Origin of the sequence: Mycobacterium sp. D16Q16, from assembly GCF_002013745.1 — a bacterium.
Taxonomy (GTDB): Bacteria; Actinomycetota; Actinomycetes; order Mycobacteriales; family Mycobacteriaceae; genus Mycobacterium.
In genome coordinates this window covers 1-13,316 of record NZ_MAEY01000022.1, presented here as the reverse complement: position 1 = coordinate 13,316, position 13,316 = coordinate 1, and the positions used below count along the sequence as shown (strand labels likewise).

Annotated in this window: 21 protein-coding genes, 1 tRNA gene and 1 pseudogene; 22 read left to right on the top strand and 1 reads right to left on the bottom strand. The window is 64.4% G+C overall.

What is annotated here, in order from left to right; all coding sequences use genetic code 11:
* Together B4394_RS19785 and B4394_RS19780 are read left to right on the top strand one after the other, a co-directional pair.
* Nucleotides 1-1,206 (top strand): DNA polymerase III subunit delta', encoded by a 1,206-nt coding sequence (locus B4394_RS19785; protein ID WP_078316038.1) that lies wholly within the window; start codon nucleotides 1-3, stop codon nucleotides 1,204-1,206.
* Nucleotides 1,207-1,263: 57 nt separating this feature from the next.
* A tRNA-Thr gene (locus B4394_RS19780) sits at nucleotides 1,264-1,336 on the top strand.
* Between the two features lie 34 nt (nucleotides 1,337-1,370).
* Here the strand turns inward: B4394_RS19780 and B4394_RS25960 are convergent.
* Nucleotides 1,371-1,589: pseudogene (locus B4394_RS25960) on the bottom strand (helix-turn-helix domain-containing protein); the annotation flags it as partial.
* 93 nt (nucleotides 1,590-1,682) lie between these two features.
* Here B4394_RS25960 and B4394_RS19770 point away from each other — a divergent pair.
* From B4394_RS19770 to B4394_RS19675, 20 genes are all read left to right on the top strand, one after another.
* On the top strand, nucleotides 1,683-1,910 hold the full coding sequence (locus tag B4394_RS19770; RefSeq protein ID WP_078316037.1) for a helix-turn-helix domain-containing protein: 228 nt from the start codon (nucleotides 1,683-1,685) through the stop codon (nucleotides 1,908-1,910).
* A complete protein-coding gene (locus tag B4394_RS19765; protein WP_078316036.1) occupies nucleotides 1,907-2,725 on the top strand; it encodes a phage antirepressor in 819 nt (272 codons plus the stop codon). Before B4394_RS19770 ends, B4394_RS19765 begins: the two co-directional genes overlap by 4 nt.
* A 106-nt stretch (nucleotides 2,726-2,831) precedes the next feature.
* Nucleotides 2,832-3,215: a DUF732 domain-containing protein gene (locus B4394_RS19760; protein ID WP_078316035.1), complete on the top strand. Its 384-nt coding sequence runs from the start codon at nucleotides 2,832-2,834 to the stop codon at nucleotides 3,213-3,215.
* Nucleotides 3,212-3,421, top strand: a complete 210-nt coding sequence (locus tag B4394_RS19755) for a hypothetical protein (protein ID WP_078316034.1) — start codon at nucleotides 3,212-3,214, stop codon at nucleotides 3,419-3,421. The genes B4394_RS19760 and B4394_RS19755 overlap by 4 nt, the downstream gene beginning before the upstream one ends.
* Nucleotides 3,421-3,951, top strand: a complete 531-nt coding sequence (locus B4394_RS19750; protein WP_078316033.1) for a DUF7448 domain-containing protein — start codon at nucleotides 3,421-3,423, stop codon at nucleotides 3,949-3,951. Before B4394_RS19755 ends, B4394_RS19750 begins: the two co-directional genes overlap by 1 nt.
* A 5-nt stretch (nucleotides 3,952-3,956) precedes the next feature.
* Nucleotides 3,957-4,208 (top strand): hypothetical protein, encoded by a 252-nt coding sequence (locus tag B4394_RS19745; protein ID WP_232784698.1) that lies wholly within the window; start codon nucleotides 3,957-3,959, stop codon nucleotides 4,206-4,208.
* Nucleotides 4,205-5,101 carry a PD-(D/E)XK nuclease-like domain-containing protein gene (locus tag B4394_RS19740; RefSeq protein WP_078316031.1) on the top strand — a complete coding sequence of 299 codons (897 nt, stop codon included), beginning with the start codon at nucleotides 4,205-4,207 and terminating at the stop codon, nucleotides 5,099-5,101. The genes B4394_RS19745 and B4394_RS19740 overlap by 4 nt, the downstream gene beginning before the upstream one ends.
* The gene (locus B4394_RS19735) at nucleotides 5,098-6,222 is read left to right on the top strand and encodes a hypothetical protein (RefSeq protein ID WP_078316030.1); all 1,125 of its coding nucleotides are present in this window, start codon (nucleotides 5,098-5,100) and stop codon (nucleotides 6,220-6,222) included. Before B4394_RS19740 ends, B4394_RS19735 begins: the two co-directional genes overlap by 4 nt.
* 2 nt (nucleotides 6,223-6,224) lie before the next feature.
* Complete coding sequence (locus B4394_RS19730; RefSeq protein ID WP_078316029.1) at nucleotides 6,225-6,569, top strand: YfdP family phage-associated protein; 345 nt, start codon at nucleotides 6,225-6,227, stop codon at nucleotides 6,567-6,569.
* A gap of 27 nt (nucleotides 6,570-6,596) precedes the next feature.
* Entirely contained in the window at nucleotides 6,597-7,439 is an 843-nt protein-coding gene (locus tag B4394_RS19725; protein ID WP_078316028.1) for a DUF2303 family protein, read from the top strand.
* A 13-nt stretch (nucleotides 7,440-7,452) separates the two neighbouring features.
* Entirely contained in the window at nucleotides 7,453-8,313 is an 861-nt protein-coding gene (locus B4394_RS19720) for an SPFH domain-containing protein (protein WP_078316027.1), read from the top strand.
* A 10-nt stretch (nucleotides 8,314-8,323) separates the two neighbouring features.
* A complete protein-coding gene (locus B4394_RS19715) occupies nucleotides 8,324-8,893 on the top strand; it encodes a 3'-5' exonuclease (protein WP_078316026.1) in 570 nt (189 codons plus the stop codon).
* Entirely contained in the window at nucleotides 8,890-9,306 is a 417-nt protein-coding gene (locus tag B4394_RS19710) for a hypothetical protein (protein WP_078316025.1), read from the top strand. The genes B4394_RS19715 and B4394_RS19710 overlap by 4 nt, the downstream gene beginning before the upstream one ends.
* On the top strand, nucleotides 9,303-10,139 hold the full coding sequence (locus B4394_RS19705) for a DNA adenine methylase (RefSeq protein WP_286142122.1): 837 nt from the start codon (nucleotides 9,303-9,305) through the stop codon (nucleotides 10,137-10,139). The genes B4394_RS19710 and B4394_RS19705 overlap by 4 nt, the downstream gene beginning before the upstream one ends.
* Before the next feature lie 300 nt (nucleotides 10,140-10,439).
* On the top strand, nucleotides 10,440-10,802 hold the full coding sequence (locus tag B4394_RS19700) for a hypothetical protein (protein ID WP_078316024.1): 363 nt from the start codon (nucleotides 10,440-10,442) through the stop codon (nucleotides 10,800-10,802).
* Nucleotides 10,799-11,389 carry a hypothetical protein gene (locus B4394_RS19695; protein WP_078316023.1) on the top strand — a complete coding sequence of 197 codons (591 nt, stop codon included), beginning with the start codon at nucleotides 10,799-10,801 and terminating at the stop codon, nucleotides 11,387-11,389. Before B4394_RS19700 ends, B4394_RS19695 begins: the two co-directional genes overlap by 4 nt.
* Nucleotides 11,389-11,751 carry a hypothetical protein gene (locus B4394_RS19690; protein ID WP_078316022.1) on the top strand — a complete coding sequence of 121 codons (363 nt, stop codon included), beginning with the start codon at nucleotides 11,389-11,391 and terminating at the stop codon, nucleotides 11,749-11,751. The genes B4394_RS19695 and B4394_RS19690 overlap by 1 nt, the downstream gene beginning before the upstream one ends.
* Nucleotides 11,748-12,053: a hypothetical protein gene (locus B4394_RS19685; protein WP_078316021.1), complete on the top strand. Its 306-nt coding sequence runs from the start codon at nucleotides 11,748-11,750 to the stop codon at nucleotides 12,051-12,053. Before B4394_RS19690 ends, B4394_RS19685 begins: the two co-directional genes overlap by 4 nt.
* Nucleotides 12,050-12,370 carry a hypothetical protein gene (locus B4394_RS19680; RefSeq protein ID WP_078316020.1) on the top strand — a complete coding sequence of 107 codons (321 nt, stop codon included), beginning with the start codon at nucleotides 12,050-12,052 and terminating at the stop codon, nucleotides 12,368-12,370. The genes B4394_RS19685 and B4394_RS19680 overlap by 4 nt, the downstream gene beginning before the upstream one ends.
* A gap of 225 nt (nucleotides 12,371-12,595) precedes the next feature.
* The coding region (locus tag B4394_RS19675; RefSeq protein WP_217697779.1) for a hypothetical protein at nucleotides 12,596-13,316 on the top strand (721 nt) is incomplete at its 3' end.

Below are 13,316 nucleotides of genomic sequence, written 5' to 3'. Positions count from 1 at the left end.
ATGAGCGGGGTTTTCGGTCGCCTGGTGGATCAGGGAGCGGTGGTTTCCACGCTCTCATCTGCGGCATTGGCTGCACGCGGCAATGACGCGGGCCGGATGACCCATGCGTGGTTGTTTACCGGACCGCCGGGGTCGGGCAGGTCGGTGGCGGCTTTGTGTTTTGCCGCTGCCCTTCAGTGCGAATCCGAAGGTGCCGCGGGCTGCGGGGAATGTCGTGCCTGTACGACCACGATGGCCGGGACCCATGCTGACGTGCGCAGAGTCGTTCCCGAGGGGTTATCGATCGGTGTGGACGAGATGCGCGCCATTGTGCAGGCGGCCTGGCGCCGGCCGAGCACCGGGCGTTGGCTCGTGGTGCTCATCGAGGATGCCGACCGGTTGACCGAGGGCGCCGGCAATGTTCTGCTGAAGGTTGTTGAGGAGCCGCCGCCACGGACGGTGTTTCTGCTGTGCGCGCCGTCGGTGGACCCCGAGGATATCTCGATCACCCTCCGCTCCCGCTGTCGGCATGTGGCGCTCGTCACTCCTTCGGTGGCAGCCATCGCGCAGGTGTTGATGGAACGCGACGGGATTGATGCCGAGCAGGCGCAGTGGGCGGCGTCGGTGAGCGGCGGCCATGTGGGGCGGGCGCGCAGACTTGCCACCGATGAGCAGGCCCGTGCACGGCGTCTGCGAGCGCTGGGCCTGGCCAGGGAGGCCGCCACCCCGACGCGGGCGTATGCGGCGGCCGAGGAACTCGTGAGCAGCGCCGATGTCGAGGCCAAGGAGCTGACGGCCGCGCGTAACGAGGCCGAAGAGGAAGAACTGAAGACCGCGCTGGGGGCCGGGGGCACCGGTAAGGGTGCGGCGACTGCGCTGCGCGGTTCCGCAGGTGTCCTGAAGGACCTTGAACGTAAGCAAAAATCGCGCCAGACCCGGGCATCGCGAGATGCCCTGGACCGCACGCTCATCGATCTGGCCACTTACTTCCGAGACGCGTTGGTGCTGTCGTTCGGCGCTGCGGACGAAGGCCGTGTGACGTTGCATCACCCCGATATGGCTGACCGGCTCGGGCCGATGGTCGACAGGGTGCCGCCCGAACAGCTCCTGCAATGCATCGAGGCCGTCCTGGAGTGCCGCGAAGCACTGGCGATGAACGTGAAGCCCAAGTTCGCAATCGATGCCCTGGTCGCGACGGCAGGGCAGGCGCTGCGCCCGTCGGAATGAGATTGGGAGTCGTGGCGGGGGTGCCGTAGACTCTCGGGCGCTGGGTTCGCCCGGCACGCTGCCCTAGCTCAGTCGGTAGAGCAATTCACTCGTAATGAATAGGTCGGGGGTTCGATTCCCCCGGGCAGCTCCGGTCCCGGTCCGCCGGGCACATTGCCGGTCATGATCCAGTCCACCGGTACGCCTGTCCGCATCGCGATCAATCTGACGATCGCGAGCGGTGTCTCCGTCTTGCCATTGAGGTAACGGCTGAGTGTTTCCTGCCTGACGCCGAGGTACTCGGCCATCTCTGAGACCGCTACGCCCGACACACTGACCGCCTTCTTCAGTCGGTCAGCCTTATCAAATTCAGGGACTGTCCCCGGTTCATAAGCTGTGGTCATAACCCGATTCTAGGCACAACATTGTGTGCTGTCCAGATATTACGATCAGATCATCTCTTGCTGAATGAATAACATCCGTGTAATCATCATTTTATGACTTCCGCACGGAATGAAATCCTCACCCGAGAAGTATGTGAGGTCTTGAACGTCACACCCTCGGCCGTCTCACGGATGGTCAAGCGGGGAGCTCTCAAGCCGTTCCGGGTCATCCCAACGGCGAGGGCGGGCGTCTTCGTGTTCCGCCGCCGCGATGTCGAACGGTTCGCCGCTCGTCGCGCTGAGAAGGTAACGGGCAAGCGCGCGGACAGGGCGGCCTCGTGACCGCCGATCTGGAGTTCTTCACCTTCGAGGACCACCAACACATCCGGGTGCTGCGCAATGTCGACGGTGAGCCGTGGTTCGTAGGCGCAGATGTCGCTCGAACCCTCGGCTACCGGGATGCCCACAACATGCTGCGCCGTCTCGATGCGGATGAGAGGGGTACTCAGTCAGTGAGTACCCCTGGCGGGCCACAGACCCTTGGCGTGATCAGCGAGCCCGGTCTCTATGCGGCGATCCTCGGCAGCCAGATCGAGGGAGCGCAGCGGTTCAAGCGTTGGATCGCCCGCGAGGTGCTACCCGCGATCCGCAAGACCGGCACGTACAGCGCCTACCCCGCTCAGCCGCGCGAGCTGCCCTCCAAGCGCGAGCTTGCTCAGATGGTCATCGACGCCGAGGACCGCGCCGAGATCGAGTCCCGCGCCCGATTCGAAGCCGAGTCTCGCGCCAAGGAGCTCGAAGCGCCGGCATCGGCGTGGTCGCACATGGCCGAGTCCAGCGGCGACTACGGCGTGGCCGACGCCGCCAAGGTGCTCAGCCGCGACCCGGCGATCTCAATCGGCCGCGACCGGCTGTTCAGCTACATGGCGGCCGAGGGCTGGATCTTCCGCAACTCGAGCACTCATGCGTGGAAGGCGTATCAGGCCCAGGTCGACATCGGCCGACTCGCCGAAAAACTCGGCAGTCCGTTCCTGCATGAGCCATCCGGCGAAATGCGCGTATCCGACCCAACCATCCGGGTCACACCCAAGGGGCTTCAAGAACTTCATAAACGACTAGGCGGCGCGGACAGACTCGTGACCGCCGTCTCGGCATAGCCGAAATCCGCTCCACCACAACTGAATACAGAAATCCCGGCAGTCACGTCGCCAAACAGAAACTGCCGGGATTCCCCTTCAACCAATCCTACTGAGAGGAATTGGCATGTCCCAACATATCCCGAGCAGGCCACGCATGCGCCGACGGCGCCGGATGAGCTGCTACGACAAGGTCACCGTGGCCCTGACGGCTATCGCCGTGCTGGCCGCGATGCTGCTGGCCAGCCCACCATCGCACGCCGATCCGGTGACCGATGACTTCGTGGCCACGAGCGGCTGGCGGGTGTGCAATGAGCTGGACGCGCAGCCCAATTTCGGGGGTATCCGGTACTCGTATCGGGCGCTCTCCGCGCGCGGGTACAGCCTCGATCAGTCCTCGCAGATCATCGTCGGCTCGGTCGCGGGCTGGTGCAAACGCCATGCGCCACTGCTCAAGTCCTACATCAACGCTTACGCTTCGCCGCTGCAGAGCCAGGGGCGGGCAGCATGACCATCGCCTCACCAAACGTCCTGCAACTCAACAAGGCGGTCGACAAGGTGACCGCCGTCATGGATGCGCTCACCGAGACCGCCGAGGACACGGGGGTTTACGTCAGCGACTTCGAACTAGATCACCTCGAACGCGCTCTGTCGGAATTCTTCACCGATCGCGACAACCGCGACGAGCACAGTGACGCACTCAAGGCGGGTGCGTGATGACGAACAACCCGTACCCACCCGACTCGGTGGACAACCACCCTGACGGATATGCCGAGGACGACGGCACCATGCCTGAGAACGTCGCGGAGCTGGCTAAGTGCGTCGTTGGTCGGCGAATCACCAAGGCCGACAAAGGCCAAACGGTCAACCTCGGCCCGTATGACGGCAAGCGCAACTGCTACAGCGAGTCGCTTACCGGGCTCGTGCTGACCCTCGATAGCGGGGTGCAGGTGGTCATCGCCGACACCTGGGATTGCTGCGCGAGCACCACCCTGGAGAAGTTCCTCCTGCACCCCGAGCGTGTGGACCACATCATCACCGGGGTTGCCAGCACGGACGGTTTTACCAAGTGGCACATCTTCGCCGACTTCGGTGACGTGATGGAACTTGAGGTCGACTGGTCTGCGGGCAACGCGTTCTACTACGGCTACGGGTTCGATATCGCAGTTGGTCCGCTGGAGGGCGAGATCGTCTCTGAGACAGTCGCGCTCCCTTCCGCTCGCCGCGAGCTGGAGGCGGGCAGGTGAGCGTCATGCAGATCGATGTTGACGAGAGCTACGAGACGAACATGCGCGTCCTCAAGGGCGTGTTGTACCGCCTCGTCGAGGCCGTGCGCGATACGGACCCTCGTCAGGTGCACAGCGAGCTCGTCTCAATGTGGTTGCGCCACCCCGTCAAGGCTGCGCAGCTGATGATGGCGCTGGCCATCGGATTCGACCCGGACACCGTGACAACCAACCTGCTCGACGAGCGCGCCGAGGAAATCGCGGGGGTGGCAGCGTGAACAACAGCGTCGCCGAAATCCCCACCGCTGACGGCATATACAGCGGCATTCCCGATGAGGTCTACCACGGCGACCGCACCAGCCTGTCATCGTCGGGCGCCCGTGCGCTGTTGGCCCCGTCCTCCCCGGAGATCTTCCACCACCAGCGCCAGCAGCCACCAGAACCTAAGCCGCAATACGACTTCGGGCATGTGGCCCACAAGTTCGTACTGGGCGAGGGCAGCGAGATTGCCGAGCTGGATCCGGCCGTTCACGGGCTGAACAAGGACGGTACCCCCTCCAAGTCGCCCACGTCTACGGCCATGTGGCAGCAGGCGGCCGCGGAAGCACGCAAGCTCGGCCAGATCCCCATGCATATCGCCGAGGTGGCCAAGGCCAAGGCGATGGCCGCCAGGGTCCGCGAGCATCCGCTCGCTGGGCCGCTGCTATCCGATGGGACACCGGAGCTGTCCGGGTATTGGCACGACCCCGAGACGGACGTACGCCTGCGGTTCCGGCCGGACTGGCTGCCCAATCCCGGCCGGGGGCGTCTGATCGTGGTCGATTACAAGACCAGCACCAGCGCGCATCCGGGCCACTTCGCCAAGGCTGCAGCCGAATACGGCTATCACCAGCAAGCGCCGTGGTACCTCGACGGGTTGGCCGCGTGCGAGATCGCCGACGACGCCGCGTTCCTGTTCGTCGTGCAATCCAAGACGGCGCCCTACCCGGTGACGGTGATGGAGCTCGACCCCGAGGACATCGAGCTCGGCCGGCGCCGCAATCGCAAGGCGATCAACCTCTACGCCCAATGCACCGCCGCCGACCACTGGCCCGACTACGGCCAGCGCGTGCATTCGGTTTCTCTGCCCAGTTACGCCCGCTACCAGCAAGAAGGAGACCTTGATCAATGACCGTCACCCCGTACCAGCCGGTTGGCGCCGCACCGCGCACGGCAGTCAGCCAGGCCACATCGGTCGAGCAGTCACGTGCCGTCGCCGAGGTCCAGTCAGCCGTCATTGTGGCCCAACAGATTCCACGTGACTTGCAGCGCGCCGAGGCAGAAATGAGGGACGCGTGCAGCCGGATGGCCATGGCCAAGCAGGCGTTCTATCGCGTCCCCAACCGGGGCACCGGCCCATCTGTGCACCTGCTGCGCGAGCTCGCACGCATCTGGGGCAATACCCAGTACGGCGTCAACGAGCTGGCCCGCAACGACACCAAGGGCGAATCAGAGATCCAATCCTGGGCATGGGACGTGCAGACCAACACCCGGTCAAACCGCACGTTCATCGTCCCGCACGCCCGCATGGCAAAGGGGCGCCGCGAAGAATTGACCGACCTGGGCGACATCACGAACAACAACAGCAATGCGGGCGCCCGCGCGGTCCGTGAATGCATCTCGGCGATCTTGCCCAAGTGGTTCACCGAACTGGCGCAAGACATCTGCAAAGCCACCCTGGAGAACGGCGAGGGCGAGCCTCTCCCGGCACGCATCGACAAGATGATCGCCGCCTTCCGCGCCATCAACATCACCGAGGCGCAGATGGAAACCAAACTCGGCAAGAAGCGCGGGGCCTGGGACGCGGGCGATGTCGCACAGATGGGCATCACCTACACGTCCATCACCCGTGACGGTTTCGACAAGGCCGAGATGTTCCCACCGGTCGCCGGGGTGAGCGCCGAGGAGATCAAGGCCAAGGCCGCCGAGACGCCGCAGGCAGAACCAGCGCCGGAACCGGAACCGGACGGACCGGACGAACCGGCACCAGCCGAAGCACCCGGCGAGTACAACTCACGCGGCGAGTTCCGGGCCACCAAGAAGGCGATCGGCACCATCCGTGGACTACTCGGCAACGCGGGCTACTCATTGCGTGGCGCCGAGGCAACCGCCAAGACACTCGCACACCTGGCCACGGTCATCGGCCACGAAATCGCCGACATCAACGACCTATCCGAGGCCGAGGCCGAGGTAGTGACCGACGTTCTCAACCAATCAGCAGCACAACCCACCACAACCGAAGGGAATGAATAACCATGTCCGACAACGAAACCAGCGAAGCAAAGGCGAGCACCGAAGTTGGCCCCGGTGAGGTCACCGACTTCATTGTCGTGCTCACCGCCCACGACAAGGGTCGCGCCCAGCTCAAGGCCTCCAAGCTCTTGGCTCAGTGTGTCGAGGCCGCGCATGTGACCGGCAAGAAGGGCGGAACCATCACGATCAAGGCGACCGTGACCGCGCTCGAATCCGGCGCTGTCGGAATCGAAATCGATGTTGACGGCAAGCCGGTCGAAGAGTCCGTCAAGTCCATCTGGTTCGACGACGGCGACGGCCACCTGTCCCGGGACAACGCTGCTATGTACTACGGCCTCAGCAAGTAACCCACCACCACCGAAGGAGTAATACCCATGTCCGACAAGACTCTTGAACTTCCCGACCACACGATTCAGCTCGTGCCGACCGAGACAATCAGCGGCGACGGACCGGTCTACCTGGCCACCGTCAACGGCGAGAACGGTCTGGAAAACCAGATCATCGACGTGCGCGACAGAGCGCCACAGGCCTTCCCACCGCGGGCCCCCGAGCGTCGCACCGTCACTGACACCGCCTCATTCCTGGCCGAGGTCACCCGTCGGCCGCTGCTCGACGGACGTTCGACCGTGTGGGGCAATCGCGACAAAGGCCAAGTCAGCGTCATCTACAACGAGCTCGGATCGGACGCCGCCGCCGACTACACCCGCCGCAACGACGTGCTTGCCCTGCAGTTCGTCGCCGATCCCGACTGGGCCACCCTGTTCAACGCCGCCGACGGCAGATTCCACACCCAACTGGAATTCGGCGACCTGATCGAGCAGGCCGGGCATCTGATCACCAGCCACCCCGCAGCCGAGATCGTGGAGATCGCCGACAGCGTCCGAGCATCAAGCAAGGGGGCATTCGAGTCGACCATCAAACGCGCCACCGGCAGCGTGAACCTGACCTACAGCGAAGAGGTCAAGGCCTCGGCGGGCACCGCGACCCGACAACTGGAGGTGCCACGTGAGATCACCCTGGCGGCGAGGCCATTCGAGGACTACCCGCTGATCGAGATCCGGTGCTGGCTGCGCCTGAACATCTCCCAGGGGCAACTGGGGCTCGGCCTCTTCCCGCAGCCGTACCTACATCTGGTGCGCGACGCGTGGACCCAGAAGACCGGTGAGCTCGCCGAAGCCCTCGGTGTGCCCGTCTACGCCGCGAACCTCGGAAAGTAAGGGGGGATCAACGATGCCCATATCAATGTGGTTCTTCCTGATCTCCGCGGTCATCACGGTGATCGCCGTGATTGTCGCGCTGTTCCTGCGGGGCGACGAGCGGTCAGCGTCGTTCGTCGTCGCCGTGATTGCCGGGTTCATCGGCCTGATTTTCCTGGTGTTCGCCTCGACCACCGTTGTCGGCACTCGGCAGATCGGTATCGAGACGACGTTCGGCCGGCCGACTGGATCGACGCTGTCCAACGGCCTGCACCTCAAGGCGCCATGGGCGCAGGTGACCGAGATGGACGGCGCCGTCCAGATCGACCAGCACAAGGGCGACAGCCGAATCAAGGTGCGCCTGGGCAATAGCTCGACCGCGGATGCCGATGTGTCGGTGCGCTGGCAGATCAAGCAGGACGCAACACCCGAATTGTTCGTGCAGTACAAGACATTCGACAACGTGCGCGCCAACCTGGTCACTCGCAATCTGCAGGTGGCGCTCAATGAGGTGTTCGCGTCGTTCGATCCCTTGGCGCCGCAGAACCTCGACCGCTCGCCGCTGCCCGAGCTCTCAGAGAAAGCGAAGGTCATCCTGGCGGCCAAGGTGGGCGATCAAGTCGACATCCTCGACGTGGCTGTGCCGACCATCGATTACGACGACGGCACCGAGCAGAAGATCAACCAGCTCAACCAGGAACGGGCAGCGACAGCTGTTGCCGAGCAGGCAAAGAAGACAGCCGTCGAGCAGGCCAAGGCCAACGGTGAGCTGGCCGGTTCGGTCTCACATGACCCCAACGTCCTGGTCTCCAAGTGCCTCGACATTGCCCGCGAGAAGGGCCTGGCCCTGCTGTGCTGGCCCACCCCCGTCATGCCCACCATTGCCGCCAAGTAGAGGAGATCTGATGTCCCGCAACCTCATCGTCGTAGACCTGGAAACCACCGGCCTCGGTCCGCAGTGCGCGCCGATCGAGGTTGCGGCCATCAACGTCGACACCGGCGAAGTACTCGAATTCGTCCCCTACGTCGATCTGACCAAAGTCGATGTCGAGCCGCAGGCGTTCGCCATCAACCGCTACTTCGAACGTGGCGTGTTCCACAAGATGCTCAACCCGGACGACACCGACGACATGTGGGCGAAGCTCGCACGCTTGCTGCGCGACAACACCTTCGCCGGGTCGAACCCGACATTTGACGCAGCACTGGTCACACGCGAGATCGCCAAACCGACCTGGCACCACCGGAAAGCGGATCTCGCAGCCTACGCGGCACCGGCACTCGGGCGTGACCCGTCCGAGCTGCCGGGACTGCACGACGTGCTCACCTTGCTCAACGTTGAGAACCGCTGCCCGCATTCGGCACTCGGGGACGCAGAGGCCACCGCCAAGGCGTTCGTGAAGCTGCGCGAGCGCTATGCGGATATGCGCGAGTTCTATGTGGACACCCGGCTGGGAACACGCGGGGGTGCGCGGTGAGCACCCCGACCCTGCCTCGCTATATCGACGCCACCCCTGTGCGCGAGCACCTGCTCAAGCTCCAGGCGATCGGCTGGACCATCAACGCCATCGCAGCCGCCAATGGCAGCCCCGGAAAGCTGGTCACCACGTTGCGCCAGATCCTTCGCGGCCAACAGAGGACTTGCTCCCCAGCCACCCGCGACCTCGTGATGTGGATGGACCCCAAGTTGCCGCCGGAGACCGGGAAACCGTTCGCGCGCCGATGGGCCGAGTACCAGTTCATCGGCGTACCCGATCACGAGGCCGCCCGCCGCATGGGCATCACCTACAACTCCATGGTTGAACAGATGCAACGCAACGGGTTTGGCCGCTCAGAACTCCTGATCGAGTTGGCCCGCGAGGAACGCGAGAAAGCGAAGGTCGCTGCATGACTGATCTTTCTGCCCCGTTCCCGTACTTCGGCGGCAAGCGCCGCGCCGCGCCGAAGATCTGGGACGCTCTCGGGGACGTCGGCGGCTACGTGGAACCGTTCGCCGGATCCGCCGCCGTCCTGTTGGCCCGTCCCCGGTTCACCGGCCGCCGCGTCGAAACTCTCAACGACTCCGACGGCTGGCTCGTCAACGCCTGGCGCGCCATACAACTCGGACCTGCCGATGCGGCCGCGCACGCGGCCGGGCCGGTGACCGAGATCGACTACCACGCCCGCCTGGCATGGCTGCAGGACCGCCGCACACCCGAGCTGGTTGCGTGGCTGGAGGGCGACCCAGAACACTACGACGCCAAAGCCGCGGGATGGTGGCTGTATGTCATGGCCTGCGGTATCGGTGACCCGTGGAACCCGGGCCCGTGGCGTGTGGTGAACGGACACCTTCGCAAGCAGGAACGCTCGGGGGCCCCGGGGATTACACGCATGATCCCGAGTCTGGGGAACGCGGGCAGGGGCGTGAACCGGGAACTGCCGTGCCTGAGCACCGCGGGGCAAGGTGTCAACCGCGCGCTGCCGCACCTCGGGGATGCGGGCAAGGGGGTGAACCGTGAGCTGCCCGCTCTGGGGAACGCGGGCCGCGGCGTCAACGCCGGAATAGCCACATCGGGGTGCTGCTGGACCCGCCGTACGCCGTCAGCGCCGACCTGTACGCCACCACCAACACCGACAGTGAGGCCGCCCAAAACATCTCGGCCGCAGTCCGTGAATGGTGCCTCACCGCGGACCCGTCCTACCGGATCGTGCTGTGCGGCTTTGACACCGAGCATGATGCGCTGATCGAGCACGGTTGGACGGTTGACGTGGGGCGCGCCGGCGGGGGCGCTGGGTACAACACAGACGCCAAGGCCGGGCGCCGAGAACGGTTGTGGTTCAGCCCGGCCTGCCTACACGCCGACACCATGCTCGACTTCGGTGCGGGCGTATGACCACCGCCCGGGCATGGTTCCGGTTCGTCTGCATGCGGTGCGCACGCGAATTCCAGTCCGACCGCATCGCCCGCGAGTGCTTCAAATGCCGGACGGCCCAGCAAGATGCGTTCCCACACGGCCCCATTGAGGTCATCGAATTGAGTGGCACATGAGCAACAACCCGAAAGCGAACGGAGACAACGGCATGAGCGAGATCATCATCTACGGCGCCAGCGACGACCTGCTGGAGGTCGCGGGCGCGTTCGATGAGGAGTTCGGCGCGTACGGCGGCGTGATCGTGGTTATGGAAGCACCGAGCGGTGAGCGCCTATGGGTCCGTGCGCTGCACGACGAGGACCCGTCATTGCGTGGCGTTGGCGAGGGTTGGGTGCTGTCCGTGCTGCACGCAGATCCGGCGCACGGGTGGCGATGGCCCGTCAGGTTCGGTGCTCGCCCGGGCCGGCCGGAGGATCCTGCGCTCGTCATCGAATGCCCGGACGGCACAACGGTTCGCGAGTGGGTGCAGGGATGACGACCCCCGAGGAAATGCTCGAAGTATCCACCCGCGAGCACCAGATGACGGTGCTTCGAGATGAAGGCCTGTACCGGCACATCCGGTTCCAAGAGCCGGGTACCGGCATCTGGCGATTCGATCTCGTGACGTGGCCTGGCCACCTGGTGATCACGGGCGACCTGGAGGACTTTCATTTCGCGCGCATCCCCGACATGTTCGAGTTCTTCCGGCACCCAGTCGGGTACGTCAACCCGCACTATTGGGCCGAAAAGCTGTGCGGTCCGGTGCGCTCAATGTCGTTTTCCCAGGAGACATTCAAGCGACGTGTATATGACCATTTCCGCGACTGGTGTAGGTGGAAGGAAGGACCGCATCGGCCGCTCTGGCGGGCCATCCGTGATGAGGTACTGCGCGACGACTACGGCGACATGGCCGACGAGGCCATGGCGCACGACGCGCTAATCCGTTTCCGTCATGGCGATTTCGAGTTCTATGACTCGTGCGAGTGGGAGCTCAAGGACTTTGACTTTCACTTCCTCGTCGCGCTGCACGCGATCGTGTGGGGCATCAGCCGGTACGACACGGCCAAGACGGCGGTTTCGTAATGCCCATCCGTCCAGAGAACCGCGCCCGATACCCCAAGGCCTGGAGTCTGATCTCAGGCCGCATCCGTGAGGTGCGCGCCGGGAACCGCTGTGAATGCGTGGGCGAGTGCGGGCGTGGTACCCATGCTGGCCGCTGCCCAAACCGCAATGGAGAGGACGCCTACGGCACCGGCAGCACGGTTGTCCTCACCGTCGCGCACCTCAACCACACCCCCGAGGACTGCCGCGACGAGAACCTGCGCGCAATGTGCCAAGGGTGCCATCTGCACTACGACGCGGAGCACCACGCGCAGACCCGGCAGCGCACCCATACGGCGGCGCTCGAGGCACAGATGGAACCGATGTTCGAGGTGGTGCCATGAGTACGCCACCCGAGCCCCTGGTGGTCCTGTGGCGCAACCAGATACCGCACCGCTGCACGCTCATCTATTGGGGCCGCAAGTGGAAGTTCACCGACCGCGAGCACCGGCTGATCAACCTACGACGCATGCATGTGTGGAGCGCTCACTCGCCGGTCATCGGTGGCGAGGTGGTGTCCATACGGACCCCGAAAGCAAGGGGCTGGCACCGGATCAGTCACTACCAAGCTGACGGCAGTTCGTTCACGCTCGGTACGCCCAACCACGATCCGGAGCACTCGATCGCGGATTGGCCAATGCTGTGACGCTTCATTTCGAGCTGCACGTCAACGGCCAGTCGATCCGCGAGGGCATGACGATTCAACGCACCTCCCCGGGTCGACCGCTACTCGACGACGTGAACAACTATGTCGTCCAGGCTAAGTGCGACGGACAGTGGCATACGGTCACCGTCGAGCACCGGTACGGCGACGGGCCTTGGGCACTCGTCCGCAAGGCGCTGCACGCACTCGACCAGGTGCACCAGGTGCCGCTGAACGGCGAGCACAACCCGACCCGGCAGGGTGACTGCGCGCGCATGTGCGGGGCTCCTGGGTGCACGTCATGGGGGTGCTTGTCGTGACCCGCACTCCCGAGAGTTCAGCGGCATATCGCGCCGGTCTGTGTGTCGACTGCAAGACCGCGCCGCACAGCCCCGGCCGTCCGAGGTGCGAGGAATGCCACAAGACGCATCGCAGGGCTGCGTGATGCCGGGCATGGAACTGAGATTTTGGGGTGTGAGGGGGGTGCACACCCGGCTCAATACTGGAGGTATGCACGCAATCGGCACAACTAGGAAGGCTGGATAGTGGCACGCGACTATGCCCGTATTCGGGTGAGTATCAACGGCGATGACGAGTTCGAGGCTTTGCCGGCCGACGCTCAATGGCTCTACACGCGGGTGCTGTTGACCCATCCCGACCTGTCCCTTGCGGGCGTCGTCGACTGGCGTCCTAAGCGGCTCGTGGGCAAGGCCGCAGACATGACCCTGGAGCGCCTCACACGCGCCGCTGCAGCCTTGGAGCGGGATCGGTTCGTACTGTTCGATCTGGACACCGAGGAAGCGCTCGTGCGCACCTACATCCGCAACGACGAGCTGTTACGCAACCCCAAGATGGCCGCTGCGGTCGTCAAGGCCTACGGCAGCGCAGCATCGAAATCGCTACGCGCAGCAATCGTTACCGAGGTCAAACGGGTGCGTTCTGAGTCGCCCGCATTCTCGTCGTGGACCCACAAGGACACCGCCACCGACCTGACCGGATTGATGAACCGACCCGATGCCGAGGCGATCGGTTATACCAATGCCTATGCGGTATCGAACGGTGATCCCCTTACGGTCCCGAATACCAATGGGATTACCAATCGCAACGGCGATCCGGACCCCGGTGTCGATTACCAACCGGATAACCAATCGAATTCGGTGCCGATTCCCTGCAGCCCTCAGCCCTACAGCCTTACAGCCAGCAGCCAAAGGGGGTTAAGTAACAGGGGAACGTCACCAGAGCCGCCCGCCCCGGACCCCAACGACC